Annotated in this window: 1 protein-coding gene; it reads left to right on the plus strand. The window is 71.1% G+C overall.

Going from position 1 to position 2910, the window contains the following annotated elements; translation table 11 throughout:
* Positions 1–151: 151 nt before the first annotated feature.
* The coding region (locus VF794_RS12915; RefSeq protein WP_331110175.1) for a choice-of-anchor D domain-containing protein at positions 152–2910 on the plus strand (2759 nt) is incomplete at its 3' end.

A 2910-nucleotide genomic window follows, 5' to 3' on the forward strand; every position in this document is an offset into this window, starting at 1 on the left:
TTCACCCCCCAGGGTACGCGGCTTCCCTCCGCACGATACCTACATCGACTCCTCGGCCAAGCCCTTGTTTTTACTGGGGCTCCCGAGGCGCCTGGGTTGGTACGCTTGCTGCTATGGCATCCGCCGAATGAGTTCGAGGCGGGATGGGACGATGAAGACGGGGCTGCGGGGTGGGCGGATCATCGGGCTGTCACTGCTGGTGGCGTCCCTGGCGGCGTGCCATGAGCCGGGGAACACGCGCTCGGTGCAGGCCAATGCGGCGGTGGACGCGGACGCGCTCGACTTCGGCGAGGTGCCAGTCGGCGAGTGGCGCGAGAAGCAGGTGCGCGTGCGCAACGTGGGCTATGTGCCCTTCCGTGCGCTGGAAGCGCTCGGGCTCCAGGGGAACCCCTCCTTCGAGGTCTCCGCCGAGGGCGAGGACCGGGTGCCACCGGGCGGGGAGAGGGTGGTGCGCGTGCGCTTCCACCCGCTCGCCGAGGGCGCTCTGGAGGAGACGGTGCACGTCACCACGGACGCCAACTCGGGCCGTGAGCACACCGTGCGCGTGAAGGGCCAGGGCGTGCCCTCCCCCATCAAGGTCTACCCGGCGCAGCTCGACTTCGAGACGCTCGAGGTGGAGAGCGACCGCACGTTGAGCCTCACCATCACCAACCCGGTGGACCTGCCGCTCACCGTGACGGTGAAGGGCTCGGCGGCCGATGCCTTCACCACGGACACCTTCACCATCCCGCCGCTGGGCACGCGCGAGGTGCGCACGCAGTACCTGCCTCGCGCGCTGGGCGACATGCGGGCGCAGGTGGAGGTGAAGCCCTGCGGCAACTGCACCCCGACGGTGGCGGAGCTGGCCGGCCGCTCGGTGGAGAGCGCCTTCGTCTTCGAACCGGCGCCGGTGCCCTTCGAGCCCATCCCGGTGCACGAGCGCACCCGCTCCGTCGCACGCGCGCGCAACATCACCTGGCGGCCGGTCACCCTCAAGGGGCTGACCACGAACGACTCGTCCTTCGCTCCGCTGGCGCAGCACACCAATGTGGAGGTGAAGCCGGGTGAGCTCGTGGAGCTGCCCATGGAGTTCGCGGCCCGCTTCTCCGGGCCCAACGTGGGCCTGCTGACGGTGGACTACGCGTCGGACAAGGCCCGCCAGTCGAAGGTGTCGCTGGACGCGCGTGGCGGCCGACCCCGGCTGGCGGTGGCGCCGCTCGCGCTGGACTTCGGCGAGCTGCCGGTGGGCGGCAAGGTGGCGCAGACGATCCGCATCACCAACGGTGGCACCCTCGGCAACCTGCACTTCCGCGGGGTGCGCGGCACCGGGGACGCGGCGCACTTCAACGTGGACGTGCCCATGCGCGGCACCCAGAGCCATGCCTGGAAGGCCGGCACCGCCTGGCCCGACCTGGCGAGCAACGACCTGCCCATCGCGCCGGGCACGGACGCGATCGACCTGAAGGTGTACTTCGAGCCCGCGAGCGAGGGCTCCTGGCGGGCCACGCTGGTGCTCGTCTCGGACGACGTCTTCACACCCGAGCGCACCATCGTCCTCACCGGCCGGGCCCGGTCCACCGGCCCCTGCGTCTACGAGCTCAAGCCGTGGCCGGCGCTGGACTTCGGCAACGTGACGCCGGGCCGGGGCGCCGTGCTGGGCTTCTACTTCCGCAACCCCGGCCGCGCCGAGTGCGCGGTGAAGGACATCCACCTGTCCAATGACGGCGGAGGCGTCTTCTTCATGCCGGGTGGCAAGCTCACCGGCGGCGTGGTGCCGTACGACTCGGCCTTCAGCGCGATGATCGCCTTCCGGCCCCAGGTGATGGGCACGTACCAGGGCGAGCTGAAGCTGACGGTGAACAACCCCGCCAACCCCACGGTGACGCTGCCCATCCGCGGCATGTCGCAGGCGACCTGTCTGGTGGCGGCGCCGCCCTATGTGGACTTCGGGCCCATCCGCTACGACTGCGCGGCGAGGCCCCGGCGCACGCTCGTCTCCAACCAGTGCACCGTGCCCGTCAACGTGCAGGACCCCGTCATCGGCGAGGGCACCAGCAACCAGTACACCCTGATGACGCCCTTCCCCGGCCCGCGCACGCTGGCCCCCGGCGAGGGCCTCGAGCTGGAGTTCAACTACGCGCGCAACGTCCTCGGCCAGCACTACAGCCCGTTCTTCATCTCCGCGGAGGGCGAGCCGGGTCCGCTGCTCATCCCCCTGCTGGCCGAGACGAACCATGAGGGCCTCCAGCTCGACCGCTTCACCCAGGGCACCGACAGCCAGCTGGACGTGCTCTTCGTGGTGGCCAACACCACCACCATGGAGCCGTACCGCGAGCGGCTGAAGGCGGCCATCCCCGGGTGGATGGAGCGCGCGAAGCAGGCCGGAGTGGACCTGCGCATCGGCGTCACCACCACGGGCCTGGCGCCCCGCGCGTCCACCTGCGGCGGCACGGCGTCGGGCGGCGAGGCCGGGCGACTCCTCCCGGTGGAGGGCACCCGCTCGCGCGCCGTCTCCAGCAACTCGTCCATGGCCGCGGCCACCGTGCAGGCCAACCTGAATGAGGTGGGGCTGTGCCACAACCTCGTGCAGGGCCTGGAGACGATGCGTCAGGCGCTCTCCGCGCCCCTGGCCAACAACGAGGACGACCCGCGCACCCCGCAGCCCAACGACGGCAACTTGAGCTTCCTGCGCACCACGGCCCGGCTCGCGGTGGTGGTGGTGTCCGACGAGGACGACCACTCGGGCTTCGAGCCGGAGAGCTACGTGCAGTTCCTCCAGACGCTCAAGGGCACCGGCATGTCGCACCGCACCCAGCTCTACGCGCTCGTGCCCACCGACGGCGGCTGCACCACCGCGGGCCCTCCGGGGCCGCGCTTCTCCAGCGTGGCCCAGCGCACCGGCGGCGCGGTGGGCTCCATCTGCCAGGGCAG

Source organism: Archangium sp., from assembly GCF_036389735.1.
Taxonomy (GTDB): domain Bacteria; phylum Myxococcota; class Myxococcia; order Myxococcales; family Myxococcaceae; genus Archangium.